Origin of the sequence: Paenibacillus odorifer (genome assembly GCF_000758725.1) — a bacterium.
GTDB lineage: Bacteria > Bacillota > Bacilli > Paenibacillales > Paenibacillaceae > Paenibacillus_AQ > Paenibacillus_AQ odorifer.
This window is the reverse complement of the sequence record NZ_CP009428.1, coordinates 5,684,290-5,710,424: the sequence shown is the minus strand read 5'-3', so window position 1 is coordinate 5,710,424 and position 26,135 is coordinate 5,684,290. Positions and strand designations below refer to the sequence as shown.

Annotated in this window: 18 protein-coding genes; 13 read left to right on the top strand and 5 right to left on the bottom strand. The window is 47.5% G+C overall.

From position 1 onward, the window contains the following. The first annotated feature begins 19 nt into the window (after positions 1-19). The 4 genes from PODO_RS24890 (at position 20) to PODO_RS24875 (ending at position 3,321) form a co-directional block, all read left to right on the top strand. Positions 20-811 carry a DUF3891 family protein gene (locus tag PODO_RS24890; protein ID WP_051491089.1) on the top strand — a complete coding sequence of 264 codons (792 nt, stop codon included), beginning with the start codon at positions 20-22 and terminating at the stop codon, positions 809-811. Between the two features lie 57 nt (positions 812-868). Beyond that, positions 869-1,798, top strand: a complete 930-nt coding sequence (locus PODO_RS24885; RefSeq protein WP_080742605.1) for a metallophosphoesterase — start codon at positions 869-871, stop codon at positions 1,796-1,798. Between the two features lie 38 nt (positions 1,799-1,836). Further along, positions 1,837-2,379 carry a GNAT family N-acetyltransferase gene (locus tag PODO_RS30210; protein ID WP_051491088.1) on the top strand — a complete coding sequence of 181 codons (543 nt, stop codon included), beginning with the start codon at positions 1,837-1,839 and terminating at the stop codon, positions 2,377-2,379. A gap of 210 nt (positions 2,380-2,589) precedes the next feature. Next, on the top strand, positions 2,590-3,321 hold the full coding sequence (locus PODO_RS24875) for an NADPH-dependent oxidoreductase (RefSeq protein WP_244886535.1): 732 nt from the start codon (positions 2,590-2,592) through the stop codon (positions 3,319-3,321). Between the two features lie 143 nt (positions 3,322-3,464). On the opposite strand, the gene PODO_RS24870 is transcribed toward PODO_RS24875, so the two are convergent. Together PODO_RS24870 and PODO_RS24865 are read right to left on the bottom strand one after the other, a co-directional pair. Then, entirely contained in the window at positions 3,465-4,274 is an 810-nt protein-coding gene (locus tag PODO_RS24870; protein WP_038573175.1) for a histidinol-phosphatase, read from the bottom strand. Between the two features lie 71 nt (positions 4,275-4,345). Beyond that, positions 4,346-5,248 (bottom strand): LysR family transcriptional regulator, encoded by a 903-nt coding sequence (locus tag PODO_RS24865; protein ID WP_038573173.1) that lies wholly within the window; start codon positions 5,246-5,248, stop codon positions 4,346-4,348. A 254-nt stretch (positions 5,249-5,502) separates the two neighbouring features. Between PODO_RS24865 and PODO_RS24860 the strand changes: the two genes are divergently transcribed. From PODO_RS24860 to PODO_RS24835, 6 genes are all read left to right on the top strand, one after another. Further along, positions 5,503-5,958, top strand: a complete 456-nt coding sequence (locus PODO_RS24860) for a chemotaxis protein CheX (protein WP_036679793.1) — start codon at positions 5,503-5,505, stop codon at positions 5,956-5,958. A gap of 28 nt (positions 5,959-5,986) precedes the next feature. Continuing rightward, positions 5,987-6,763, top strand: a complete 777-nt coding sequence (locus PODO_RS24855) for an SDR family NAD(P)-dependent oxidoreductase (RefSeq protein WP_036679791.1) — start codon at positions 5,987-5,989, stop codon at positions 6,761-6,763. 97 nt (positions 6,764-6,860) lie between these two features. Beyond that, on the top strand, positions 6,861-8,369 hold the full coding sequence (locus PODO_RS24850; RefSeq protein ID WP_038573172.1) for a DEAD/DEAH box helicase: 1,509 nt from the start codon (positions 6,861-6,863) through the stop codon (positions 8,367-8,369). Then, on the top strand, positions 8,366-9,112 hold the full coding sequence (locus tag PODO_RS24845; protein WP_038573170.1) for an ABC transporter ATP-binding protein: 747 nt from the start codon (positions 8,366-8,368) through the stop codon (positions 9,110-9,112). The genes PODO_RS24850 and PODO_RS24845 overlap by 4 nt, the downstream gene beginning before the upstream one ends. Before the next feature lies 1 nt (position 9,113). Beyond that, the gene (locus PODO_RS24840) at positions 9,114-10,334 is read left to right on the top strand and encodes an ABC transporter permease (RefSeq protein WP_038573169.1); all 1,221 of its coding nucleotides are present in this window, start codon (positions 9,114-9,116) and stop codon (positions 10,332-10,334) included. A gap of 262 nt (positions 10,335-10,596) precedes the next feature. Beyond that, positions 10,597-18,444 carry a glycoside hydrolase family 3 N-terminal domain-containing protein gene (locus PODO_RS24835; RefSeq protein WP_038573167.1) on the top strand — a complete coding sequence of 2,616 codons (7,848 nt, stop codon included), beginning with the start codon at positions 10,597-10,599 and terminating at the stop codon, positions 18,442-18,444. Positions 18,445-19,003: 559 nt separating this feature from the next. Here PODO_RS24835 and PODO_RS31760 read toward each other — a convergent pair. The 3 genes from PODO_RS31760 to PODO_RS24825 form a co-directional block, all read right to left on the bottom strand. After that, positions 19,004-19,123 (bottom strand): YjcZ family sporulation protein, encoded by a 120-nt coding sequence (locus PODO_RS31760; protein ID WP_212592220.1) that lies wholly within the window; start codon positions 19,121-19,123, stop codon positions 19,004-19,006. A gap of 150 nt (positions 19,124-19,273) precedes the next feature. Continuing rightward, entirely contained in the window at positions 19,274-20,575 is a 1,302-nt protein-coding gene (locus PODO_RS24830) for an aminotransferase class I/II-fold pyridoxal phosphate-dependent enzyme (protein ID WP_036679816.1), read from the bottom strand. A 111-nt stretch (positions 20,576-20,686) separates the two neighbouring features. Then, entirely contained in the window at positions 20,687-21,304 is a 618-nt protein-coding gene (locus PODO_RS24825; RefSeq protein WP_036679785.1) for a pyridoxamine 5'-phosphate oxidase family protein, read from the bottom strand. 143 nt (positions 21,305-21,447) lie between these two features. Between PODO_RS24825 and pdxR the strand changes: the two genes are divergently transcribed. The 3 genes from pdxR to gpmA all read left to right on the top strand — a co-directional run bounded on the left by pdxR (position 21,448) and on the right by gpmA (position 25,577). Continuing rightward, on the top strand, positions 21,448-22,953 hold the full coding sequence (pdxR, locus tag PODO_RS24820; protein ID WP_036679783.1) for a MocR-like pyridoxine biosynthesis transcription factor PdxR: 1,506 nt from the start codon (positions 21,448-21,450) through the stop codon (positions 22,951-22,953). A 313-nt stretch (positions 22,954-23,266) separates the two neighbouring features. Next, positions 23,267-24,052, top strand: coding sequence for a helix-turn-helix domain-containing protein (locus PODO_RS24815; RefSeq protein WP_036679782.1), 786 nt, complete (start codon positions 23,267-23,269; stop codon positions 24,050-24,052). A gap of 781 nt (positions 24,053-24,833) precedes the next feature. Beyond that, complete coding sequence (gene gpmA, locus PODO_RS24810) at positions 24,834-25,577, top strand: 2,3-diphosphoglycerate-dependent phosphoglycerate mutase (protein WP_036679780.1); 744 nt, start codon at positions 24,834-24,836, stop codon at positions 25,575-25,577. Positions 25,578-26,135 lie beyond the last annotated feature (558 nt).

The following is a 26,135-nucleotide window of genomic DNA, read 5'->3' as shown; positions in this document are numbered from 1 at the left end:
GGAACAAGGAGGAATAATCGTGATTTGTCGGGAGCAAGATGGAGCAATTGTAATGGTTAAGCAGCATGATCACGGGAAACTTGCCGGAGAGCTGGCCATTGGGTTCAAAGAGCAGCATGTGCCAACTGAAGGACGCCGGGAAGAGGTACTGTGGGCAGTAGCCCAGCATGATAGGGGTTGGATTGATCTCGATGAGACCCCTTTCTGGAATGATGCGGAGCAAGCACCCTACACCTTTATTGATTTTCCTGTAGTGCCTAAGTTGACCTTTTATAAGCGTGGATTAGATGAGATCGAGGAACACACACCGTACGGAGCGTTGCTGTGCAGCTTGCATTTTGAGCGGCTTATTAAGATTTCGGGACTCGATTATCCAGAACTAACGTTATATCAAGAACATGAAGAGGAACGCAGAGCACGTATCCATCGGGAGCTTGAAGCTTCTAAGCCTATCGGAGAAGATGAGCTGTATTATGATGCCCGCCTTTTAGAATTCTGCGATGATCTGTCCTTGTATTTGGCCTTAAATGAGCCGGGGTGTCCGAAATCAGAGGAGCATCCATGGTGGCGTGAAGGGTTCTCAGGCACTGAAGATTTCAGTTTTACGTCAGGTCGTGTTATCACAGCGGAGTGGCAGGATAAGTCAACGTTAATGCTTGAACCGTTTCCTTTTGTAAAAAACCTGGAAGTAGCATTTATGCTGAGACGAGTTCAAAAATCAGAAATCGCAAAAAAAGGGATTGCACGCGCTTACAGCGAAACTCCGGAAGAAGAATGCCGGATTGTTCTAACTGCCCGAAATAATATATAAGTTATTATTTGGACCGTCTGTTTTTCGGGGAAAAGGTAAAGAAAGGAGAATCTCCCTATGAAGATACAATCGTCTGGGGCTTCTCCCAATAAGAATGGCGATAAGATCCACAAGGACCCCTCTAAGGGGCGTTCTGGTAGCGAGTCTACAATTACCCGCCGGCAGTTCCTGACTCGGAGTGCGGCTGCTGTAATCGGCGCAGGATTGCTTACAAGCGGATATGCATGGCAGGGGGAGCCGAACTGGATTGAGGTCACTAAGCTGGACTTGCGTTTTAAGGAGCTTCCTTCCGCTTTTTCAGGGATGAAGCTTGTTCATTTCAGTGATACGCATCTCGGATTTAATAAGGATGCCAGGGATCTGGCCCGACTCGCTAAACATATAAGCAAAGCTGAACCGGATCTTATTTGCTTCACGGGTGACATTGTGGACAGCGATCCTGAGGATCTTGTTGAAGCCGTACCGGTGCTGGCAACGTTAAGTGCGCCATTGGGTAAATTTGCTATATTAGGCAATCATGATTACAAGAATACCCAGCGGGTTACCGAGCTGCTGGAGTCTGCGGGCTTCCGGGTGCTGAGGAATAAATCCTACCTTCTAAAAAGAGGCGGGGCAGTCATGGCGGTTACGGGTCTGGATGATCTGTTACACGGTAAACCCGACCCAGCGAAAGCAATTACTGGTGTTCCTGAAGGAACCTTTAACGTCCTTTTGATGCATGAGCCGGATTATGCGGATACCGCACAGGCCTATTCATTTGATCTACAGCTTTCCGGGCACAGTCATGGCGGACAAATTCGCCTGCCCTTTATAGGTGCGCCATTTACACCTTATGGATCTCTTAAATACATAAATGGATTGTATTATACAGAAGACAAAGCCATGCCTGTGTATGTGAATAGAGGGTTTGGAGAGACATACATGCCTTTTCGGTTATTGTGTAGGCCAGAATTAACGGTTCTGACGCTGCATCGGTCCATGAGCTGATTAGGCTGGAATTTTAGCTGCACGGAAGGGGAGAGAAGATGAGCACCTATGGAGCAGTGTTGTTAGAGACACAACATGGTTTAGCAGTTGATCTGAGGCTGATCATGCCTGAGGATGTTTTAGCTTTGCGGCAGCTGCTCTCCCATCCAGATGTGCAGCGCCATATTCTAGTACGCTCCGGCCCTGGATCAGCATCTGCCCAGGTGGAGAAGCTGGTAAACCGGATGTTATTTGCCTTCGATCCTTGTGCGCTGCATGCCGGGATCTATTTAAAGGGGCAGCAGCGGCTGATCGGTATAGTGGCTTTGCAGAATTGGAACCGCCGTGAGGGCACAGCCACCTTAGGATATATGCTGGACCCGGCATGGTGGGGATGCGGGCTGGCGACGGAGGCCGTGGGTTTGTTTTTGAACTATAGTGTTCATACCCTTGGGATAACAAGGATCGAAGGACGCTGCACAGGAGATAATATTAGATCGGAACGTGTGATGCTCAAGAACGGTATGAAGCTGGAGCGGGTGATGCCCAAAGTCGGCTCCTTGGACGATGTAATGAAAGTATTCACATTGTTACACAAATGAAATAATGCCGTTATCAAACTCTAACAGTGTGCGGTTAAACTAAGTACATGACCCCCTTTTAAAAATATACTGCTTTGGGACCCGATGATTCGGGTCCATTTTTTTTGATTGAAAAGAGTAGCGTAAGTGATTGGCAGTACCGAATCCGATCGTTTATGATTAACATACTATGGAGTGGAATGACCAAGGAGGCGTAACATTTTGAATGAAGTGGTACAAACATTAAAAAATCATCGTTCTTTCCGGCAATATTCAGACCAGCCTGTGGAGTCAGAGAAGCTACAAACAATGATTGAATCGGCTCAAGCCGCACCGTCATGGGTTCATGGACAGCAGGTATCGATAATCGCCATCAAAGATCCTGCGCGTAAGCAGCAGCTTTCAGTTTTGTGCGGAAATCAGAAGCATGTAGCGGCAGCACCGGTTTTTTTGGTATTTTGCATGGATTTTTATAGAGCTAAAGTAGCTAGTGAGCTGGAAGGCAAGTCTTTTGAAGCCGTGAAAGATGTGGATGCACTTTTGGTTGGAGCTACAGATGTGGGAATCTCATTGTCTAACGCGATTGCAGCGGCGGAATCCATGGGACTGGGCATCATTCCTATTGGGGGTGTGCGACGCAACACAGCGGGTGTTATTGAACTGCTGAAGCTGCCGGAGTACGTATTCCCTGTCGTCGGCCTTTGCGTGGGATACCCAGCGGAGGAGGTTTCTCAGAAGCCGCGGCTGCCACTGGAAGCTATATTTCATGAGGAGCAATACAATCCGGACGTACAAGGCCTCCTGGAGGCGTATAATCAAACCCACCGTGAATTCTTGCAGCAGCAGGGGATGACGGAGAGAGATTGGACCAGTACGATTGCTCATTTTTATGATATCAACCCGGAATATGGAGATGCGAAACGTACGCTGAAACAACAAGGTTTTAGCTGTGATAATCTGTAAATAAACAAAAAAATGCACCAAGCTGAGATTGGTTTAACGGAGGGTGAACCCTGCCCCTAAACCAATAACGCTTGGTGCATTATTTAATTTCTCGCTTAAACGCTTACCGTCCTTATAGGGACGGCGAAGGCGTTTAAGCTTGTTTACAGAGAAACTTTGACTTTTTGGCGCTGCTTGTAGTAAACCCAGTGTGTAAAGCCTATTTCTTTAAGCTGTGCAGCTACCGCGTCCCGATCCTCGGCGACCCGGGACGGCTTATGTGCATCCGAACCAAAACTAACCTCTACGCCAAAATGTAGTGCCCGCTCCAGAATATCTTCAGAGGGATACCAGCCGCCGACCAGCTTAGTCCCGCCTGAGGTATTGATTTCGATGGCCACGTCACATTCACTGATTACACGCAGACAATCGTCAATCGGCTGAGGTGCAGGGATTTCGGAAAAAGCAGGATAATTCCCCTTCATCGCATCAACATGTCCGAGTATTTGGAACATACCACTGCGTGCGGAATCAGCAATTAACCGGTAATATTCAGACTTCACGCGGATCTTCTCATTTTTGCTAAGGTTTTTCCAGCGCCCTTTGTTAAAAATGCTGACTCCACCAACACTATGTACCGATCCAATCACATAATCAAAAGGGTAGGCGGATAATGTCTTACGGTATATCTCAGCATGTTCGGGGAAGTAATCTGATTCGATGCCTAACAGTACGTCGATAACGCCTTCGTACTCTTTTTTGAGGGAGAGAACATCATCTACATAATTAGCAAATTCGGATTTAGCCATTGCGATTTTGGGAAAAGCCTGATCGGATGGATCTCCGAAATAGGGAGTATGATCGGAAATACCTATAACTCCTAATCCAGCGGCAATCCCAGCTTCGATATAATCTCTAATCGTTCCGTCAGCATGGCCACAGCGGAAATGATGGGTGTGTAAATCAAATTTCATCAAGAACATCTCCTTTAAACAAGGTTATGCAATCAGCTCAGAAGTAATCGGTTCCACTTTGTGGGTGGGATTTATTCAGACCCGATAAATTGGGTTTCTGGCATGCCTTTAAGATCGCTTAGGAACTGCCTCATAGCAGAGTTTACGTATTTTCCTGATTTTGTGATCACGCCAACAGGATGGGTGACTTCCAGCTCAATAATTGGCACAATTTTGAGGGTGCCGGCTCGAACCTCAGCGGTTACTGACTGCTTGGAAATAATGGCGGCGCCCAAATCGAGCTCGACCATCCGTTTCACTTCCTCGCTGCTGGTCAGCTCCATAATGACCTGAGGTTGAATGCCATGTTTGTTCAGAACCTCATCCGCAAATTTACGGCCCACTGTATCTGGTGAGAGCAGAATTAGCGGGGTCTTGCTTAAGGCTTCTATCCCAGCGGTCTTCACTTGAGCGAGAGGGTGTCTGGGAGAGACCACCAGTTCGAAGGTATCATAATACAAAATGGAAGTAGACATGCCCGGGCTACGTCCAATTAAATAACCGATGCCGACATCAACAATGCCGTTTTCGACATGCTGATAAATTTGTGATGAGGACATAGAGGAAATTGATGTTTTGATATGGGGGAACTGGTCTTTAAAATAAGATAGAATACGCGGTAAAATTTGAATGGCGATTGAGGTAGTTGTGCCTAGAACTATATGACCTTGGGGATTTTCATCAAGATCTGCAAGCCGTTCCTTAAGTTCCTCGACAATCCTCACTATTTGTTCCGCATGCTCCAGAAAGACAGTCCCTCTATCCGTTAATGTAACAGGCTGGTTTCGGTCAACCAGCTGAGTCTTGAACTCTTCTTCAAGGCTCTTAATCTGTGCTGAAACCGCTGGTTGGGTCAGATTAAGCAGTTCTCCGGCCTTGCGAAAGCTCATCGTTTTGGAAATTGTTATTAGTGTCTCCAGCTGGCTGATGTTCATGGAATACCTCCTTTGGACCATCGAATTGGATGTGTAATTGCGTTAATATCTTACGTTCCACGTTGGCATTTGTTTAAATTATAGGAGATAATACCCGGCAGAGCAATGTTGCTGCGTAAACTATCTTGGGTTTGAATTCGACATATGCATTAATTTTTGCTGAATTGTGCCGATATATAAAGTATAATATATCCATATTGCTTGGGACTTTTGGTATATGACCAAAGCACGATAAAGGGGGAGACTAGACATTCATGAAAGCAGAAGTAATTAATCCGTTTCTAGAGTCTGCACGGACTGTTATAGAACAAGTAATTCAGGTCTCGCCTTCTACGGGGAGTTTAGGCATTAAAGAAATTGAACTAATCGATAATCATATATGGATTCAAGTAGGGATGACAGGCCAACTGAGCGGAAATATTATATTTGGTATCGCGGAGCAGGTAGCCTTGCGAATGGTATCGATTATGATGGGAGGCTTTGTGATCACCGAGATGGATGAGATGGGTCAAAGTGCGATTTCAGAGCTGAGCAATATGATCAGTGGGAATGCCAGTACCATTCTATATAATCAAGGTGTTTCGGTGGATATAAGTCCTCCTCAGATTATGAAGATGGAAAGCATGTCTTTTATGCCTCGTAAAGCGCTTAGTATTCCGTTGTTGATGGATGGGGTTGGAGAGATGGATATTCAGGTGATGATCTCTTAGGCAAGAGTTAGGAGCTGAAATACTTTTCATGGTACTCAAAGATAAGGTTGTTGTGATTACAGGAGCGTCAAGCGGCATTGGTGCATTAACAGCACAGATGCTTAGTAAAAAGGGGGCAATCCCCGTCCTGGTAGCACGTTCTGAAGCGAAGCTGAAAGAAACAGCAGCCGGTATCCCGGGCGTTTTTGGACTGTACACCTGTGACGTAACAGATGCTGAAGGTGTTCAAAAGACCTTCGCACAAATTTTAGCCGCATATGGCAGAATTGATATTTTGCTAAATAACGCAGGGTACGGCAAATTTGCTGCTTTTACGGAGATGGAGCCTCATGAATTTGACGATATGATGGATGTTAATTACATGGGGATTGTCCGGTGCACGAAGGCTGTTGTTCCACATATGCTGGAGCGGGGAAGCGGCCAGATTGTAAATGTGGCTTCCATGGCAGGGAAGATAGGCACAGCCAAATCTGTAGCCTACACAGCTACCAAACATGCTGTTCTCGGATTCACAAATGCGCTCCGTCAGGAGCTGCGGAAGAGTGGAATTATCGTCTCGGCTGTGAACCCGGGGCCTATCGCCACCGATTTTTTCAAAACGGCAGACCCGTCTGGCAATTATGAGAAGAGTGTAGCCCGGATGATGATGACCCCAGAGCATGTATCTTCTAAGATCGTTAAGGTTATGGAGACCGGCAAAGAAGAGCTCGATCTTCCGGGTCTGGCAGGGTTTGGCATACGGCTTTACGGGCTGTTTCCTCGCCTGGCGGACAAGCTTACTTATAATGCGATGAACAGAAAATAGACCCTGTTGTCAGCTTTATTGGCCTTCCATTTGGTGGAGAGGCCTTTTTGGCATATAATGAAGATATTATCTCAAGCGAAAAGGATGAATTACACTTATGAATAAAGCTTCTTTTGCGGCTATCGGCATTCAGGAAGACCTCATTGCCCGGTTGTCGGAATTCGGCATTAACGCTCCATCCCCGGTACAAGAGCAGACAATACCGCTTCTACTAGAGGGAAGAGATGTTATTGCAGCTTCCCAGACTGGAACGGGTAAGACGCTGGCCTATCTATTGCCGCTGCTTCAAACGATTAATCCGGAGCAGAAGGTGGTCCAAAAGCTGGTGCTCGCCCCTACACAGGAGCTGGCGATGCAAATCTTACGCGAGGCGGAACGTTATGGTGAACAGCGCGGAATCCGAGTTATGGGTCTTATTGGCGGGGCCGCAATCAAACGCCAGATTGACAAGCTGCGTGAGCATCCACAGCTAGTTGTGGGAACGCCTGGGCGGATCCGCGAGCTGATTGGACTTCGTAAATTGAAGATGCATGAAGTCAGTACTATTGTTCTGGATGAGGCGGACCAAATGTTCCAGCTTAGCGGAGCTGGCGAAGTCACAAAAATTGTCAGCAGTGCGCTGCGTTCACGCCAGCTTGTTATGCTGTCGGCAACGATCGGACCAGAGACGAAAGCGCTGGCTAATCGTGAAATGAAGAACCCAGCAGAGGTTGGGATTGCTCCAGGTGTAATGACTGCTGAAAGTTTGGAGCATCATTATGTTGTTGCTGAAGAGCGTAACAAAATGGACATGCTGCGCCGGGTGATTCGCCATTACAATCCCGATAAAGCGATTGTGTTCGTGAATGCTACAGATGATATTGCCGAGGTTGAGGCTAAGCTGAATCATCTTGGGCTTACTGCGGCAGCACTCTACGGAGATGCCGATAAGGTAACGCGCAGCAATGTATTAAAAGGTTTCCGGGAAGGTAAATTTCGTGTGCTTGTTGCCAGTGACGTAGCTGCCAGAGGACTGGATATTGAGAATCTTTCTTTGGTAGTTAGCTACGATCCGGCTTTTGATTCTGAACATTATGTACACCGTGCAGGCCGTACCGGACGGATGGGACGCCGCGGCTTATCTGTAACGATTGTTACAGAGCAACAAACCTTTATCATGCGGAAATTCGCTCGCGAATTGGATATTGCGCTTGAGGAGCGGGAGATGGTCGGTGGTAAGGTGCTTGCAGCAGATGAAGCGCGCAGCGCTTTGCGCAATGGACGGGGACGGAGTAGTGAAGGCAGTGGGCAACGCCGTGATGGATCCGCTCCAGGCAGCGGCAAGCCGCCTGTAAGCACATCTGGAGCCTCCAATGTTCAGTCGCCATCCGTTGGAGCAGGTACACCGCCTGCCAAAAGAATGGCTACGATTAACACAAGTGAAACAACAAGCGGAGAACAACAGCGCGATCCACAGCGCAGCGTGAATCCTTCTGCGGGAGCACGCGGAGATGCGACTCCTGCACGGAGCAAACGCAGCAGCAATGCGGAACGTGAGAAGAACCGTAAAAATAAAGGAGCTCCAAAGTGGTTGAAAGACAAAACTCCGAGAGGTGACGGTCAATGAATAATGCTCCCGTATTGCAAATTACGGGTCTCAGTGGTGGGTACAGCCTGAATAAGCCAGTGCTGCATGATATTGCACTTCAGGTGCAGCCTGGCGAAATGGTTGGTTTGATTGGTTTAAACGGAGCAGGAAAAAGTACGACGATGAAGCATATTCTAGGATTGATGTCGCCCCATAAGGGCGATATCACCGTACAGGGCAAGACGCGTGCTGAAGATCCCGTTGGATACAATAATGCGTTGTCTTTTGTACCGGAATCGCCGCTACTGTATGACGAAATGACGGTTCGTGAGCATGTTGAATTTACTGCCAGAGCTTATGGGGTAGATCAAAAGGATTATGAATCCCGCACCTCGCATCTTGCCAAGCTGTTCCATATGGAGGATAAGATGGACACCCTATCGACCCATCTATCCAAAGGGATGAAACAGAAGGTTATGATCATGTGCGCTTTCGTTGCACGACCTGCATTATATGTCATCGACGAGCCCTTTTTAGGATTGGATCCGCTAGGTATCCGCTCCTTGCTTGATTTCATGATGGATCTAAAGAACTCTGGATCGTCGATTCTGTTAAGCTCTCATATTCTTTCCACAATAGAGAATTATTGCGACCGTTTTATTGTATTGCATAAAGGTAAGGTGATTGCACAGGGTACGTTGACGGAAATAGCGGCAACTGCCGGGCATCAGGGGCTGACTTTGGAGCAGCTGTTCTACGAGCTGGTTCAAGGAGGGAAATAATATGGATTTGAAAGAGCTGCGGCGCACGCGGCGCGGTCGATTCATGGGAAGCATGCTTCCTTATGTGGGATATATCATTCAAAGCGGCGTAGCCATGGTTTTCCTGTTCGTGTTGATTGTCTTCTCTGCTTGGTATACATCGCTGCTACAAAATGTACCTGAAGGCATTCCCATTCGCTGGATTATGTTAGCATTACTGTTGCCTGCGACAGTGCATAGCGGCTTCCGAACCTATTTGCAGACCCCGGATACGATCTTTCTGCTGCCTCAGGGTCACCGCATGAAGGAATATTTTGCACCCTCCTGGGTCAGTGGAAACGTGTGGAAGATCATTCGTTTGTTATTTGTACTGATCACCCTTTGGCCGTTGTACATACGTACAGATGATTCTCCTAAGCGACTTTTATTTACAGTGTTGATCCTGATTGCTGTGAAGCTGATCGCGAGCTATGGATTATGGAAAGAGATAGCTATGCTGTCACGTCCGATGGCAGGTGTGTTTGCTTTCTTGCGCTGGGCAGTTGGAGGTTTGATTATTGCCGCTTGGCTGTGGCAGCCTGCCGGCCCGAGCCTGATATTTATGGTGTTATTGGCAGCAGCCTATCTTGCTGCACTGTCTGTGCCCGGACGTCACGCTGTGCCATGGGAAAGACTGATCGCCATGGAAAACAATCAAGGTGCACGTGCGCTGATGGTTCTGGGCTGGTTCGTGGATGTACCGGGCCGTGAGCAACGGGTGTATTCCCGCCGTTATCTTTCCAAATGGGGCGCTAAGCTGCCTTGGCGTAAGGATACTGCTTATCGGTATCTGCTAACCAAAAGCTTTGCCCGGGGCGATATCTTTGGAATCATTATGCGGATATCGGTGCTGGCTCTGCTGCTGAATTGGTGGAACCGTGATAGTTACTTTGGCACCGGAATTTATTTGTTCTTCCTGTTCATCATTGGTGTTCAATTGTCGGCACTCCGCAAATTGCATAGCGAGTCTTTTTGGCTGACAGTGTATCCTTTTCCTGAAGGCAGTAAGGCGGACAACACGACACAATTTGTATTCCGTGCGCATCTGGTTGTGGCATTGATTCTTGGATTACCTTTCTTAGCTTCCATAGGTGACCGTCTGATGCCAGTGGTCTTTACCTTAGCGGCAGGTGTTGTGGTAGTCTTTCTGTTTAAAGGATACTTGTCCCGTAAATCGGCACGATTGGATGATGACGATCTGTAAGGCAATTTCATAGTCACAATAAAAAGGCTGTCTCACAGTAGAGAAATTCTACGAATGAGAGAGCCTTTTTTTGCTGGAAGCATAATTTGAGCCGGGCAAGTCCTTAAATTTGCAAAAACGGAACAGAGTATTTAAAAAATGCTGTATGTCTTTTACCAGATAGCTCCAGCATAATAAGCCTGTATCTTACATCATGTATACGCTTCCATTCATAGGCGTAGTCATCCGTACCAACAAAACAGTATTGGGGGAGGATTCAGGCGTGAAAAGAAGATTATCAATATTCATGGTGGCGCTTTTACTATCATCCTTATTCTTGAATGTGCTTGAGGCGGGTATACCACGGGCCGCAGCGGATGCCGCAGGAGTTCCAGTGTACTATGATCCCACAAAAAGTGTGGAGGAGCGCACTGCGGATCTATTATCCCGAATGACGCTGGAAGAGAAGATTGGGCAGATGGTTCAAGCAGAAAGAGCTGCCGTCACTCCTGAGGAGGTACAGAAATATGCTCTTGGCTCTGTACTCAGCGGGGGAGGCTCATTCCCTAACGGAAAAGAAAGTGACAGTACCCGCGATAACTGGAGAGACTTGATAGATAGCTATCAGGATGGTGCATTGTCTACCAGATTAGGCATTCCGCTGCTCTATGGGGTGGATGCGGTACATGGACATAACAATGTCAAAGGCGCAACGCTTTTTCCGCATAATATTGGCCTAGGGGCTGCTAATGATCCCGCATTGACTGAGCTTATTGGTGCAGCTGCTGCTAGGGAAGTAGCCGCAACAGGAGCGAACTGGACATTTGCCCCAACGATAGCCTCCCCTCATAATGCAAGATGGGGTAGAACCTATGAAGGTTTTAGTGATAATCAGGATATTTCAGCAGAACTAGGTGCGGCTTATGTGTTTGGACTGCAAGGACGGACTGCTGCTGCATTGGCAGGGACAGATACAATCACGGCAACAGCAAAACATTATCTAGGTGAAGGTTATACGGATAATGGTGTAAATCAAGGCAACATCACTAAATATACCGAGCAAGAGATCATGGATAAGGATTTGAAAATTTATAAAGCAGCTGTAGACGCAGGGGTGCAGACGGTTATGGCCTCCTATCACAGCATCCAAGGTCTTAAAATGCATGCCCATAAACATTTACTGACCGATGTTTTGAAGGGTGACAAGAAAAATGGCGGGCTTGGCTTTACCGGTTTCGTGATTTCGGATTATAACGCTGTGCAGCAAATCACAGTGGATAGCGAGGGCAAAGCAGTTAGCGGGTTGAAGAACCAGCTGTATGTGTCCGTAAACGCCGGAGTCGATATGTTCATGATGCCGACCGTTTGGAAGGATACGATTAAGTACATCACAGAACTTGTAGGCGAAGGTAAAATTACTACTGAGCGCATAGATGATGCGGCAGAACGTATCCTGCATGTCAAAATCGCTTCAGGATTGTTCGAGCATCCCAAAAGCGAACCGGATCTGTTGAGTGCATTTGGCTCAGCAGAAAGCCGCAAATTAGCCCGCCAAGCTGTGGCGGAGTCGCTTGTTCTTTTGAAGAACGATGAGGTAAATGGAAGTCCAATTCTATCGCAATTAAGCGGGATGGATAAAATATTCGTAGCAGGTAAAAACGCTAATAATATCGGTAACCAAGCCGGTGGCTGGTCGATCACTTGGCAAGGGAAGTCGGGCAATATAACTGAAGGCACGACGATCCTCGAAGGGATAAAGGAGGCTGTTCCTGCTTCTACAACGGTCAAATATAACCTGAACGGGCGGGGAGCTGCGGGTTATGATGCGGCGATCGCTGTTATCGGTGAGATACCTTACGCCGAGACCGATGGCGACCGGACCAGCTTGAATCTGGATGAGCAGGATCTGGCGACACTTGCGAATATACGTGCTGCTGATCCTAATATTCCGCTTATCGTTGTATTGGTGTCTGGACGTCCAATGACGATAGCCAGCCAAGTGGAAGATTGGGATGGGCTTGTGGCAGCTTGGCTACCAGGTACAGAGGGTGCTGGAGTAGCTGATGTGTTATTTGGTACTAAGGATTTTGTAGGCAAAAATCCAATTCGTTGGCCATTCGCTTTGAACAATTATCCGGCAGACAATAACAGTACTAATGTGTTGTTCAAAACAGGATATGGCTTGACCAAAAATGAGAAAACACCAAAGCTTCCAACTGCTCCTGTCGATCCGGAAGCTCCAGAGATTCCTTCACTGCCGGTTCCCGGCAAAATTGAGGCAGAGGACTTTTTGAACAAAAGCGCAGGACTGCAAACTGAAAATACGCAGGATATAGGTGGCGGTCTCGATGTCGGCTATACCTCGGCTGGACAGTGGCTCGAATATAACGTGAATGTGGAGCAAGCAGGTACGTATCAAGCCGATTTCCGCTATTCCGTTAATAGTGGCACTACAGGCATCAACATCAAATCAGCAGAGGGAACCAAGCTAGGAACATTAAGCGTGACCTCAACAGGTGGCTGGCAGAATTGGCAGACGAAAGCTGTAGAAAATGTTGTGTTTAAGAAGGCAGGATTGCAAAAGATCCGTCTGGAATTTACCGGTGGGGATATCAACCTGAACTGGGTGAGCTTCACTCGAACAGGTGATGTGCCTGTAGATCCATCAAATCCCGGAGATGGCGGGGAAAGCACTAAACATGTTATTAAGTCAGATGTAGTTAGCTCCTGGGTATCGAGTGAGCGAGATCCTTCCGATCGGAAATGGTATTATGCTGACCGTTATCAAGAGGGTGATTTGAAGCTGGAAGAGCAGGCGAAGCTGGATATTGTGGTTCCTGACGTGAAGGCAGGTACAGAGATCCATATTGATCCTGACCGGAAATATCAATCTATTCTAGGGATCGGTACCTCCATGGAGGAATCGACGGTTAATAATCTGGCGAAGATGTCTGCGGCGAAGCAGGAGGAATTGCTGCGGAAAATGATTGATCCTGTATCAGGGATCGGAATGAGTATGCTCCGGTTGACGATTGGGACGGCTGACTTTACAGATAAACAATTTTATACCTACGATGATATGCCTCCAGGACAAACCGACATTAATTTGGAGCATTTCTCCATCCAAAAGGACATTGACTACCATATCATCAGCACGGTTAAAAAAATTCAAAACATCAACCCGGACATTAAGTTTTTTGCCTCACCTTGGAGCCCTCCCGGTTGGATGAAGACTACAGACAGTATGATCAAAGGCCAAGTGAAGGATGAATATCTGCCTGTACTGGCCAAATATTATCTCAAATTCGTACAGGAGTACGAGAAGCTGGGAATTACCTTTGAAGGTCTGACCTTGCAGAATGAACCTTTGCTGGAAATTGAATATCCAAGCACCAAAATGCCGTGGGAGCAAGAAGCCCAGCTGGCTAAACTGCTGCGGAAGGAATTAGATGAACATGGTTTCAAAGACGTGAAGCTGTGGACATTTGATCATAATCCTGGTGACACGATGGCCTATCCAGCACAAATCCTTGGCAATCCTGAATTAGGTGCCTACGATGCGGTGGACGGAACTGCTTTTCATGATTATGGCGGTGACCTTGGTCTGATGACCCAGCTCCATAATCTCTATCCTGACAAAAATGTATATTTGACCGAACGCGCAGTCTGGGGTACCTCAGGCGCAGACCGCATTGCTCAATATTTCCGTAATTGGGCCCGCAGCTATAACTCCTGGGTAGCGATGCTGGACAGTGATATTGCCTCTCATCAGTGGACCGGAACGCCAGACCCAACCCCGATTGTGCAGGATTCGGGAGACCGTAACCATTACTGGCTGCTGCCAGAATATTATCTGATGGGCCAATATACGAAATTCGTTAAACCGGGGTACGTGCGGATTGATAGTGACTACGGCTCAAGCAGCACTGTAACGAACGTAGCTTTTGCTAGTCCGGATGGAAAAGAGATTGTGACGGTAGTAATCAACCAGACGTCGGATCCACAGCCGTTCAAATTGCTAGTGGACGGTGCGCAAATTAGTGCTGTGCTGCCGGCGAAATCAGTGGGCACTTATAGCTGGGAACGTCTGAATGGTATACAGACGGTGCCGGGTGTAGTGAATGCTGTTGATTTTGAAGAAGCGCAAGGGGTTTACACTGTGAATGAGCAGGGTTATATTGGCGGGTTCTCGCCAGACGCCTCGTCCACCTTCGACTATGTGATTGATGTTAAAGAGAGCGGTGAATATTCACTTCAATTTAAGCATGCCGCTCAATTCAGCGATGGCGCCGGAAAATCGGTGGAGATTAGTGAAGATGGTAAGGTCATTGCTACGCTTCCAATTGTGCAGCAGACGGAGAGTATGGCGGATTTTGCAGATTATCAATCCTTGATCTCTCTGAACAAGGGCATTCACAAGCTCACCTTGAAGACGAACGGGAACGGTTATAATATCCGTTCATTAGTTTTACGCCAAGCGCCTTCCGGATCACATGAGCTTCCTGGTGTGCTTCAAGGGCAAGACTACACTACAGCTTCAGGGGTGTTAGTGACGGGTGGTGCAGTGGGTTATACTGACCCCGGCGATTGGGTGAAGTACAAGATTAATGTACCTGCCAGCGGTACCTACCCACTCCTGATCTCCTATGCTACTAATCAGGATGATGCAGAGCTGGAACTGCTGACGGGAGAGGATGGAGCAACGGTAACGGCAGCGACTTATGCTTTGACGAAGACGGGGGGATGGTCCAATTGGCAAATAGCTAATGGAACAGTAACCTTGCCTGCCGGGGAGCAGACGCTGACCATGAAGGTAAATGGAACAGGATTTCATCTGCAGTCGCTTACGATCGGACCCGGGCTTCAATCGGAGACTGCTTTGGTAGAAGGAAATGAGGAGGGTGCAGAAGTTATCGTCAAGCTAGTAAATGACAAATATGCACCTGACCTGGACACCGCTTATTGGTCTATTGAAGGTTACGAAGGTACGGTTGTGGATAGCGTATACCGGGTGGATGATTATACAGCGAAGGTCGTATTAGCGGGGACGCGAGCTATTGATTTCGACACTGATCGTACGCTTACGGTTACCGCTGATGTGTATCAGACAGAATCAAATCAGTCTTTTGGCAGCGTCCATGTTCTGAAATTGCCACTTATAGTTACAGCAATCAACGACGAAGAGAGCATTAGTCTTTCTCCGAGTACTCTTCCATATCAAGTGAACGGGAATGAATTGGTAGTCAGCCTTACAGGAGGGACATTTAATCCTGATGCCATTCAGAGCATTTCTGTCTCGGGCCCAGGTAAGGATCAGGGGCATGTAAGTATTGGGGCAGCTGCCTTACTTGACCCTACCCATGTGAAGCTGACGCTGGCATGGAATGATCATACCCCGTATTATAGTGATTTGCAGCTTACCGTGAATGTGCCTGCAAATGCTTATGCCGATTCAAGTGGTGGCGTGCTGCGTGCGGAGGTTAAGCTCTTAGGAACAACTAGTGCTACAGCACCTATAGAAGTCACAAGTTTGAACGCACTGGATCAATTCTACCAGCTGCAAGGTATCACAGTCAGCGGCCAAGGCAGTGGAGCGAAGCTGACCGGCATTGATGCTGGAGACAGCATTGATTACTGGGTAAATGTGCCGCAGGATGGAAACTATACTTTTACGCTTACCGTGACTTCCGCGAATGGTGCTCCTAAGGGCATTATTTATAAAACGGAGGATGGGAAGACATTAAGAACCGTTGATGTGCCGAATCTTTACTCGCAAACCGTTGGCATACGCACCGTTCTTCAATTGAAGGCTGGTGAACAGAAGCTGCGCCTGCAAGCTGGATCAGCAGGATACGAGCTTAGTGGTATTAAAATAGAACCTTATACTGAAGTAATCATGGATGGCACTGGTTCTTTGAAAGTGGAAGCCGAGAATTATTACGATGCTACACCCAATGGAATTCAGAGTACCATGACTGGCGATGTGCTGGATTTTAGAAATGTCGGGTTTACCGTTGCAGGTGGTTCTATGGATTATATGCTTGATATTACTGAAGCCGGATTTTATAAAATCGTATATCGGTATGCTACAGCACAAGGCGGAGTAAGCACTACGCTATCTGTAAATGGTACAAAACTCTCGACAGTGCCTATGCCTACTACAGGTGGCTGGTCGAATTACACGCTGGCGAGTGGTGTCGTACAACTTGCGCAAGGAAAACAGGTAGTACGGATGAACTTCAATAATGACGGTGCCAATCTAGATTGGTTCACGCTTGAACGGACGGAAGAAGGAGAGCAGCCGATTCATTCAAAGACTTCCTTACCTGTTTCTTCTTTGAAACCGGGAGCTTACAGCGGATTACAAACGATCAGCCTTACTACAGCGACATCAGGAGCAGAGATTCATTACACAACCGATGGGTCGTTGCCTACAGCAGACAGTCCACTTTATACCGGAACTATTGACGCAGCAGGAGTCACAGTTCTTCGTACGATAGCGGTAAAAGAGGGCATGGAGAACAGTTTTGTAGCTCCATTCACGTATGTGATCAGCGGAGCGGTTGATATGAAGACGGTGTCAGCACCGCAGGCTGATCCTGCCGGGGGAACTTATACAGGGCAGGTTGCTGTGAAGTTAACTACAGCTACAGCTGGAGCGTCTATTCACTACACGTTGGATGGCACTGTACCTACAGCAGCCAGCGAACTGTATAGTGGAGTGATTTATGTAGGCAAGAGCAAGACGATTAAGGCGATTGCTGTAAAAGAGGGCTGGAAGCCAAGTGATATTTCCAGTTTTGAATATATCGTTTCTGCGGATAAACCTGAACCAACACCAACACCTACACCAACAGCAACGCCTGAACCAACCCCAAGTCCAACCTCTGAACCGACTACTCAGCCAACGACAGCACCAACTTCCGGAAGCGGGGGTACCTCAGGTGGTGGCAACAGCGGAACAACAGGGGGGGATTCAAGCGGAAATGCAGGCAGTGTAACAGGCAGCACCATCCTTACAGCAGCACCAGTGCTGAACAGTAATACCGGTGCGGCAAGAGCAAGTATAGACCTGGAAAGCTTGAAAAAGGCTGCTACAGCAGGCTTAAGTGGAGCAACTTCAGCGGTTACTGTTGATATACCGGCAGTAGCTAAAGCTAAGGGTTATGAGCTGCAATTGCCAAACGGTATAATCTTTGCAGATGATAAGACTTCATTGGTCGTTCATACTGAATTTGGTGTGCTGGAGCTGCCAGGTAGTCTGCTGAAACAAGCGGCAAAAGAGGCAGGAACCCCATGGGTAATTACGATAACCAAGGTGGATTCAGATTCTCGCCCAGAATTTAAACTGAGCGTAACTATCAATGGCAAGGAAGCCGTATGGAACAGTTCTGACATGCGGGTTAAGGTGTCCCTGCCGTATACTCCACAATCAGAAGAACGTGGTAAAGAAGGACATATAACGATTCATAGTCTGAATTCGTTGGGGATTCTAACGGTTGTTCCAAGTGGCAGATATAACGCTGCTACGGGGATGGTTTCCTTTACAGGAATTCTCTCTGGTACGTACAGTATCACCTTTACGGAGAAGACATTCCGGGATATCGGCAAATTTGAGTGGGCCCGCAATGCGATTGAGGTGCTTGGCTCTAAAGGCATCATCAACGGAATGACAGAGGATCAATTTGTGCCTCAAGCGGAAGTGAAGCGGGGAGATTTTGTGCTCCTGCTTATAAAAGCGTTTGGCTTGGAAGGAGATAGTGCAGAAAGCTTCACAGATGTGCAGCCTGGCGATTACAGATATGAAGCGTTGGCTATGGCGAAGCAGTTGGGGATCACCACTGGTCGTCCAGATGGAAGCTTTGATCCTAACGCTTCTGTTACGCGGCAGGAAATGATGACACTGGCTGCAAAAGCGATTGCAGCAGCCGGCAGACAGCTTCCAGCCGGCAACGGAGCTTCAATGTCCAGTTTCACGGATAGCCAGCAAGTATCAGCATTTGCACGTGACAGTGTGGCAGCACTAATACGTGCTGGCCTGATCAAGGGAGACGGCTTGCGGATTCATCCACAAGGTGTTACCACCCGTGCAGAGGCAGCGGTTTTGATCTACAACCTGTACAATCTGTAATACATCAGTTGTAAAGATACTTTTAGCTTTTGGGCTGTCGCATCCGTAGATTTTCTACGTTTGCGACAGCCTTTTTTAGGTGTGGTTATTGGGTGAGTATCTAAGTTTAGAAGTTCGCATTAGCTAGATCTACATTAAGCCTGCAACTCCGCCGCCGATCATAATTATCCCCGGAGGCTTACGGACCCCGCAGACGTTATTTGCCAATATATAACCTTTATCGGGGAAATTCGGACACCAGTGGCGTTATTCCCTATGAAGAGGTTCATATTTGGGGTTTGGCATGCTAATAACGGCTTTGGGGTCCGTAAGTAAGTAAAATATGGGATTATACTGCCTTTAGGGTCAGGGGTGTCCGATAGCTGCTTTGTGCGGGCAAATGTGATCTGCGGTAACGAAGGTTGGTGCGGTTGGTGCTTAGACCAAGGTGGAATAAAAAAAGACGCGGACGTCACAGCGGCCATTATCATGACCTACTGGACACCCACGTCTATTGTAAAAAAAAGGGATTGAAAATAGGAAAGAGCTTAAAGCTCTCTCCCGAGACTGTCATTAATGGTTAGACAAAAAGTGAACGGCTGATGATAACCAGCAAGATAAAGAGAACCAGGATGGCGCCAGTGCTAGTGAATGGGCCACCTCCACAACATCCATATCCGCCTCTAACTTCTTCGCTCATGTTCATTCCCCTTTCGGTGTGTGTGTTGTACTTGAGTACATCGTATTGTATGTGCGGAGAGAGGGGCGTGTATAGGCCAATGTCGGAGTCGTGTACAAAAAAAATCAGCTCCATGAAAACGGAGCTGATTGTAAGCTATATAAAGTTCAGTTAGGCTTTTTCTAAATCGCGAACACCTGCGTATACAAGATCGAAAAGATCTTCGAGCTGTTCCTCTTCGATACATGAGAAAGCAATACGTAGGTCAGTTTCACCCAAAGCAATAGTGCCTAGTCCGTAATTATGAATCAGGTGAAGCCGGAGATCTTCAGCCGCAACTGTGTGCAGCTTCAGACACATAAAGTAACCGGAGTTAAAAGGATAATACGTCCATACATCCTCGCCGTATTTACCGCTATCCAGCAGTGCTTTTACTTTATTCGCACGGCCTTTCATGATCTGGAACTTCTCTTCCTTCTGTGCTTCGAATTCCGGAGATTTCAAGGCGTCTAGTACGAAGGTCTGCGAAGGATGCGCACCGCTGGAAATGGTGGCACGGATGATACCTAGTGTTTTTTGCTCCAATGCTGCCAGCAGGTCTTTGTCCTCCGAGGCATAAGTGATGAAACCCACACGGAAGCCCCAGACAAATTCTTCTTTGGTCGCACCGTCAATCTTGATTGGAAGCACACGAGGATGCAGATGAGCCAGTTTGCCGAACAGCGATTCTTTTAGTGAATCCTCAAAGAATAACCCGAAGTATGCATCATCACTTACAACAACAACGTTGATGCCTTCCTCAGCCGCACGAAGGATAGCTGCGACGATCTCATCGCCTTCCTTAATTCCTGGAGTATATCCGGTAGGATTGTTAGGGAAGTTCAGCAGCACAATCGCTTTGCCGCGTTCTTTTTGAGCGAGCAGCGCGTCTTCCAGACCTGCACTGTTGAAAGTCATTTCTTCTGTGAACAGCGGATAGTTAACGGTCTCCCCATGGCGGCGGATTCCGAAGGTTAATTCGTAGTTCTCCCAGTTCTTGTCCGGGTAGATAATCGCGTCACCTGGCTCTGCGAAGAGGTCAGCGACAATGCTAAGCCCGTGAGTCAGGGCATTGGTTACAACGGGATTGCTGATGGTTTTACCTTCTAGCGATGGATTTTCGCGCAGCATCTTTTCACGCCATACAGTACGCAGCTCTGGTTTACCTGCCGGAGGGGCGTAACTATAAAGATCCTTAGGACTGTAAGCGGAGAGTTTATCCTGAATGACGCCGAGGTGCATAGGTACGCCACCTTCAGTAGCAATACCGATGGTTGCGTTGTATTTCTTGGCGTGAGCTCCTGCTTCAGCGGATTGGCTCAGGATGCCCTCTTTTGGGAAGTAAATCTCTTTGCCAAGCGTAGAGAGCATATCATACACATGTTCATTTCCTGCTTTGATACTTTCGTTTAATTGTCCAGCTAGTGGATTCATCAGTTTCATCCTTCCAGGGTTCTTTGGGGATAACATACTGTTAACATTGCCTAACATTATATCACCGCCAATTGCAACCGTCACTTGGAAAGATACGATTTTTAAAAAATATCATTCGGCGTGGAAAGGGCAGTATTTTTTCATCATTTCTATCGTTTCTTCATCCCGTGGATTATTTCTTTCGGACAGGCCGGAAATGATGCCGGAGCGCTCTTCTTCTTTTAGGTTTTGCCCAAACTTAAACTTCGCAGTGATCTCCTCGGGGGTAATGCGCACAACGGCAACTCCCTTTAGACGGGGACGGTATCTAGGGTCCTCTGCATCGATGGAATCATACCCCCCCTCGGGCTGGAGCTTTTTCATAAATAAGGAGAGTACGCCGGCTTTTTCATTAATGTCTTCGACAGGTTCGGCTGTGCCGTAGGCGGTCACACTTTTAAAATAGGCGGTTGCAGGGCATGCCAGCTCGGGATCGCTAAAATAAGACGGGATAAGAGCATACTCATCCGCTACCGTAAAGCAGACCTTCTGCTGATTGCGGATCGACTTCATTTTGCCACCAGCATGACTGCCATGGAAATAGAAACAACCATCTGTATATACAAAATTCAGCGGTGTCACCCGCGGTTGCCCCTGTTCATCGCTTGTCCCGAGAAAACCAAAACTCATTCCGTTTAGAAAAGAGACCAATTCTTCCTCCTGATCTACTTTAAATTCTTTTCTGCGCATAGGGATCACGTCCTCTTTCTTTTTAGTCTAGAGCGTCTGCTCCAATGTAATTGTTCTTTAAAGAATAGTAGAGTGGTTGACAATTAAAAAGGACCAATTAAGATAGTTTTTAATGGACCACTTGCTGGTCAAGGAGGATAACGATGAATATCACGCTGGCATACGATCAATATCTGGCGATACACCGCTACAAATATTTAGCGTTATATCACGCGCTCCGCGCAGGAATATTGGAAGGAACACTTCCGGGAGGCACTCCGTTGCCGTCTACACGAAGTCTTGCTAAGCACTATGAGCTGTCGCGCGGATCGGTCTCGCAGGTGTATGAAATGTTGCTCGCTGATGGGTATGTAAGGACTGAAACGGGGCGGGGGACATTCGTATCGGAAGATAGCTTTGCTTCAGCTGCCAGTCGCAGTGACGGTGAGAATCAGGCTTTGGGTGAAGCCACAGATGCTGCTGGAGGAGATTGTGAAATCGAGACTACGATTCCTATTTCAGCATGGGGAAAGCGGCTGCTTGCGCGCCCGATACCCTTTTATGAAAAGAGTAATAAGAAAGCAGTGAGCTTCCAGAGTAGTGGTATGCGGATGGAACATTTTCCTTACTCCGAATGGCGCAGTGCGCTCTCTTATGCCGGAGGGAAGGAAGGTGGATTGCTGCAAAGCACTTGTCCACCTCAAGGCGATGAAGGACTTCGGAAAGCTATCGCTGCACATCTGCGGATTACCCGCGGGATTCGCGCGGATGCAGAGCATATCGTATTGTTCAGCGGTTCGATGCAAGGCATCGTTATTTTGACGCAGCTGCTGCTGGATGCAGGGGGCTCAGCGGTCGTAGAGGACCCGGGCTTTCACGGGATCCGGCGAGCCGTAGAGATCACTGGAGGCCGATTGCTGGCAGGGAAGCTGGATGGCAACGGCCTTATTCCGGAGGATTGGGATGCCCGGCTGTTGTTTGTTACGCCGAGCCGTCAATTTCCTACGGGTGTGGTACTGCCTTTGGAACGACGACGGACCTTGTTGGAATGGGCGCAGCGGCATAATGCAGTAATCATTGAAGATGATTATGACAGTGAGTTCCGTTGGGCTGGGCGTCCTATTGAGCCCTTAAAAGCACTGGATCGCGAAGAGCGGGTCGTGTATGTAGGCTCCTTTTCAAACACGATGTTTTCGGGCCTGCGGCTAGGCTTTGCAGTGCTTCCGCCCTCTCTGGTAAAGCCGACTATCGCCGCCAAGGCGCTATATGAGCCCTTGCCGGTAGGGCTGCTGGAGCAGCGTGCCTTGGCGCGGTTCATGAATACAGGCGGCTATGGCCGTCATCTGCGCCGGATGACACGCATCTATGGTGAACGCGGACGCATCCTCAGGACGCTGCTGTCGGAACGGCTTAAGGAGCTCTTCGAGCTGCTGCCTGGTGATGCGGGCTTGCATGTATATGCCCGCTGGCTGCGCAGCAGTGAAGAGTTTGTTGCTTTCCGAGCGGCAGCGCTTAGGCGCGACACGGATTTTAGAGATGCCGCGTTATATCAGCTATCACCGGGAGCACCGGCCGCTTGTTTTTCTTTTGCCCATCTGAATGCCGAGGAGCTGGAGGAAGGGATAACAAGCCTGCATCTGGCGTGGGAAGATGTACAAAATGCAACATGACAAGGTATGATAAAGAAGATGAAATGCAAAACTAAGCGAATACTTACGAATTTTGACGAAGAAACTCGGAGTAGATTAAGCTAAACAAAACTATATGGACGCTGCGAAGTCAGAGCAGATTTTGCTGACAATACTAAGCGAATGTTTACGAGGCAAGCTTTGCTAACAAAACAAAGCGGATGCTTACGAAGCAAGTTTTGCGAAGTGGTTCAAGGTAGTTTATGCTAACAAAACAAAGCGAAATGCTTACGAAGCAAGTTTTGCGAAGTGTTCAAGGTAGTTTATGCTAACAAAACTTTTAGGAGGGAACGTTATGCTGCATGCATCGCCGTCCTCTTTTGTTATTTTACCGGCTCTGGCTAAGATTGTATGCGAGCCGGGCTGGAAATGGCAAAAAAGAGAGAAGTCGCTGCAAAATTATGATTTATTTTATGTATGGAGCGGGGAAGGGACGGTTGTGCGTAACGATGAACCCTTTCAAGTAGGTAAGGGAAGCTGCTTCCTTTTTCGTCCGGGTGACCATACTAGTGCTACACATAATCCGCAAAAGCCACTTGTACTTACATATATTCATTTTGATGTCTCCGAAGAGGTGACGGATATTCCGCTGCCCTATCGTGAGCTTACAGAAACCGTTGAATTTGAACATCTGCTTGCTAGGTACGTTCGACTATTTCTGGTGGATACTTACGCCGCTGAGGAAGAAGGGCAGCTTGTACTGAAGCAGCTGATGATTCATCTGCTGAGGGAGGACCGTGTGAAGCCAGTAGAACGTTATGTTAGCAACCATTTGACAGAAATCATTCACGAAATAGCGAACTATGTGAGCCAGCATCCGGGGATTGCACATCGTGTAGAGGATCTTGCTGCTCGTGCGGGGCTTTCGCCTCGGTACTTTTCAATTAAGTTTAAGGAGCTTACGGGCTCTTCTGTGCAGTCTTATGTCATCCGAGCCCGGATTGAGCGTGCTCAGCATTTACTGCTGTACGCAGGAATGAATGTTACTGAGGTCGCAGATGCGCTCGGATATCGTGACATTTTCTTTTTCAGCCGCCAGTTCAAGCAATATACCGGAAAAAGTCCATCTGAGATCCGCTGATTCTCTTTTTTTGTTTCAGTTTGTTCAACCAAGGGTAAATACTTTGCAGTTTAGTTTACAGAGAATTTACATAACTTCTTGGAAGGAGACTCTTGGCATGATCATCAGACGCAGAATCTGCAACACGGATTGTAAGAGTGGAGGCGGAGGTGTTTTTAGAAACCGCTTAAAACGGTTAAAGCAGGCGAACGCTTTTGTCGTGGACAGCTGGTTCTAAACGGAACAAGCAAGCATACAATCGCATGATATGACTAAAAATATAAATAGCCGGGGCCATGAGGCATCCGGTTTTTTTGTGTTGTTAGAAATTGATATATATAATGAACTTAAGTCGAAGACTAGAGTAACTGATGGACATTACATCGTGCCTCACGTTGTATTTTGTACAATGGGATTGAGTCTAAAAGCAGTCGGATTTGAATTCTGTTGCACATCTTACATTCAAATTCAGGAGAAGCAGCCTTTCTAGAGATCATCACGATAATCTATTGCACAAAGTACAATGTAATGTATTTTCAAGTGAGAGTTAAGATTTTCTGTTGCACATTCTGCAATGAAGCGTAAGCTCATGTACCGCACTATCTACACGCCGTTCACGGTCCATGCACGCCTCATTCACGTACCTTTGAGGATGTTTAATTGGTCTAACTATGAGGTAGCGGTAGATATTTATTTCTACGATTGGGTTATTACTAAGGTGAGAGCTTTCCGCGATACGTTTCGCATAATGTTGTTCGTCGGTAGAATATATAAGGTCCATAGTTGGAAGGAGAGAGAGAAAATGTACGAAATCGTACTAATACGTCATGGTGAGAGCCAGTACAATGTACAGAATTTGTTCACAGGCTGGAGTGACCCGGATTTAACTGAGAAGGGTATCCAAGAGGCAAAGACTGCTGGCAAGCTGTTGAAGGACGCTGGGTATACATTTGATCTGGCTTTTGCTTCGGTACTCAAACGCTCGATTAAAACTCTTAACTATGTACTGGAAGAGATGGATTTGCTGTGGATACCCGTGCAAAAGTCTTGGAAATTGAATGAACGCCATTACGGGGCATTGCAGGGATTAAGTAAAAGCGAGACAGCGCTAAAATATGGAGATGAGCAGCTGCATATCTGGCGGCGGAGTTTATCGGTGAGACCCCCGTTGCTGGAGCTTGATGATCCTAGGTATGCCAGAAACGATATTCGCTACAGCGGTGTTCGTCCGGAAGATATCCCGCGTGGAGAGAGCCTGGAGGACACTGTACATCGTGTAGGCGATTTCTGGGGAAACCGGATCGTACCTCTTTTGCGTAAAAAAGAACGGGTGCTTATCTCAGCCCACGGCAATACGCTGCGTGCATTGATTAAATTTATGGAGGATATTGATGAAGCGGCATTACTGGAGCTCAATATTCCTACCGGAGTACCGCTCGTGTACAAACTGGATGAGGACATGAATCCTATCAGTCGCTTTTATCTAGGAGATCCGGAACAGGTAGCGGCCAAGGCGCTTGATGTTGCTAAGCAGGGACATGTGTAATTGGCGTGTAATAAGCGTATAGGCGTAACAGGTGTATTGAGTATAACGGGTGTACAGGTATAGTAAGCAAAACAGGCGGCGTAATAATCACATTAGGGCGTAGCAGGTTAATAAGCGTAACAGGCGTATTAGGTGGGTTACATGAAAAGATAAAAGGACAGCCTCGGGGCTGTCCTTTTTGCTATTAGTGTGTTTGTGACCAATCAAATGTGCGAAAATGGCGCGTATAAGGTCAGCTGGGTGCGAAAGCGTTGAATGTTAACCGTCGACCAACGCTCCGTAGATCCTCGACCAACGCTCCACTAGCCCTCAAATCCTCAACTAACTCTTGACCATCCCTCCACCAACTCTCGACTAGTCCTCCACTAATGCTCAACCATCCCTCAACTAACTCTCGGCCAGCCCTTAACTAACTTTCGACCAACCTCGACCAACGCTCTAGCAAATGCTTACGGACTCAGCAGCCGCTATTTGCCCATTTATCGCCATTTGAGCGGAGTTTCGGACTCCAGCGCCGCTATTGCCTAAGATCTAGCGCAAATAGGGTGTTTTTCATGC

Excerpts from the sequence above, each read along its gene's own strand:
- PODO_RS24830 (WP_036679816.1), bottom strand. The coding sequence starts at position 20,575 with ATGAATCCACTAGCTGGACAATTAAACGAAAGTATCAAAGCAGGAAAT.
- PODO_RS30210 (WP_051491088.1), top strand. The coding sequence starts at position 1,837 with ATGAGCACCTATGGAGCAGTGTTGTTAGAGACACAACATGGTTTAGCA.
- PODO_RS24855 (WP_036679791.1), top strand. The coding sequence starts at position 5,987 with ATGGTACTCAAAGATAAGGTTGTTGTGATTACAGGAGCGTCAAGCGGC.
- gpmA (WP_036679780.1), top strand. The coding sequence starts at position 24,834 with ATGTACGAAATCGTACTAATACGTCATGGTGAGAGCCAGTACAATGTA.
- PODO_RS24885 (WP_080742605.1), top strand. The coding sequence starts at position 869 with ATGAAGATACAATCGTCTGGGGCTTCTCCCAATAAGAATGGCGATAAG.
- PODO_RS24845 (WP_038573170.1), top strand. The coding sequence starts at position 8,366 with ATGAATAATGCTCCCGTATTGCAAATTACGGGTCTCAGTGGTGGGTAC.
- pdxR (WP_036679783.1), top strand. The coding sequence starts at position 21,448 with ATGAATATCACGCTGGCATACGATCAATATCTGGCGATACACCGCTAC.
- PODO_RS24865 (WP_038573173.1), bottom strand. The coding sequence starts at position 5,248 with ATGAACATCAGCCAGCTGGAGACACTAATAACAATTTCCAAAACGATG.
- PODO_RS24825 (WP_036679785.1), bottom strand. The coding sequence starts at position 21,304 with ATGCGCAGAAAAGAATTTAAAGTAGATCAGGAGGAAGAATTGGTCTCT.
- PODO_RS24815 (WP_036679782.1), top strand. The coding sequence starts at position 23,267 with ATGCTGCATGCATCGCCGTCCTCTTTTGTTATTTTACCGGCTCTGGCT.
- PODO_RS24870 (WP_038573175.1), bottom strand. The coding sequence starts at position 4,274 with ATGAAATTTGATTTACACACCCATCATTTCCGCTGTGGCCATGCTGAC.
- PODO_RS24850 (WP_038573172.1), top strand. The coding sequence starts at position 6,861 with ATGAATAAAGCTTCTTTTGCGGCTATCGGCATTCAGGAAGACCTCATT.
- PODO_RS31760 (WP_212592220.1), bottom strand. The coding sequence starts at position 19,123 with ATGAGCGAAGAAGTTAGAGGCGGATATGGATGTTGTGGAGGTGGCCCA.
- PODO_RS24840 (WP_038573169.1), top strand. The coding sequence starts at position 9,114 with ATGGATTTGAAAGAGCTGCGGCGCACGCGGCGCGGTCGATTCATGGGA.
- PODO_RS24860 (WP_036679793.1), top strand. The coding sequence starts at position 5,503 with ATGAAAGCAGAAGTAATTAATCCGTTTCTAGAGTCTGCACGGACTGTT.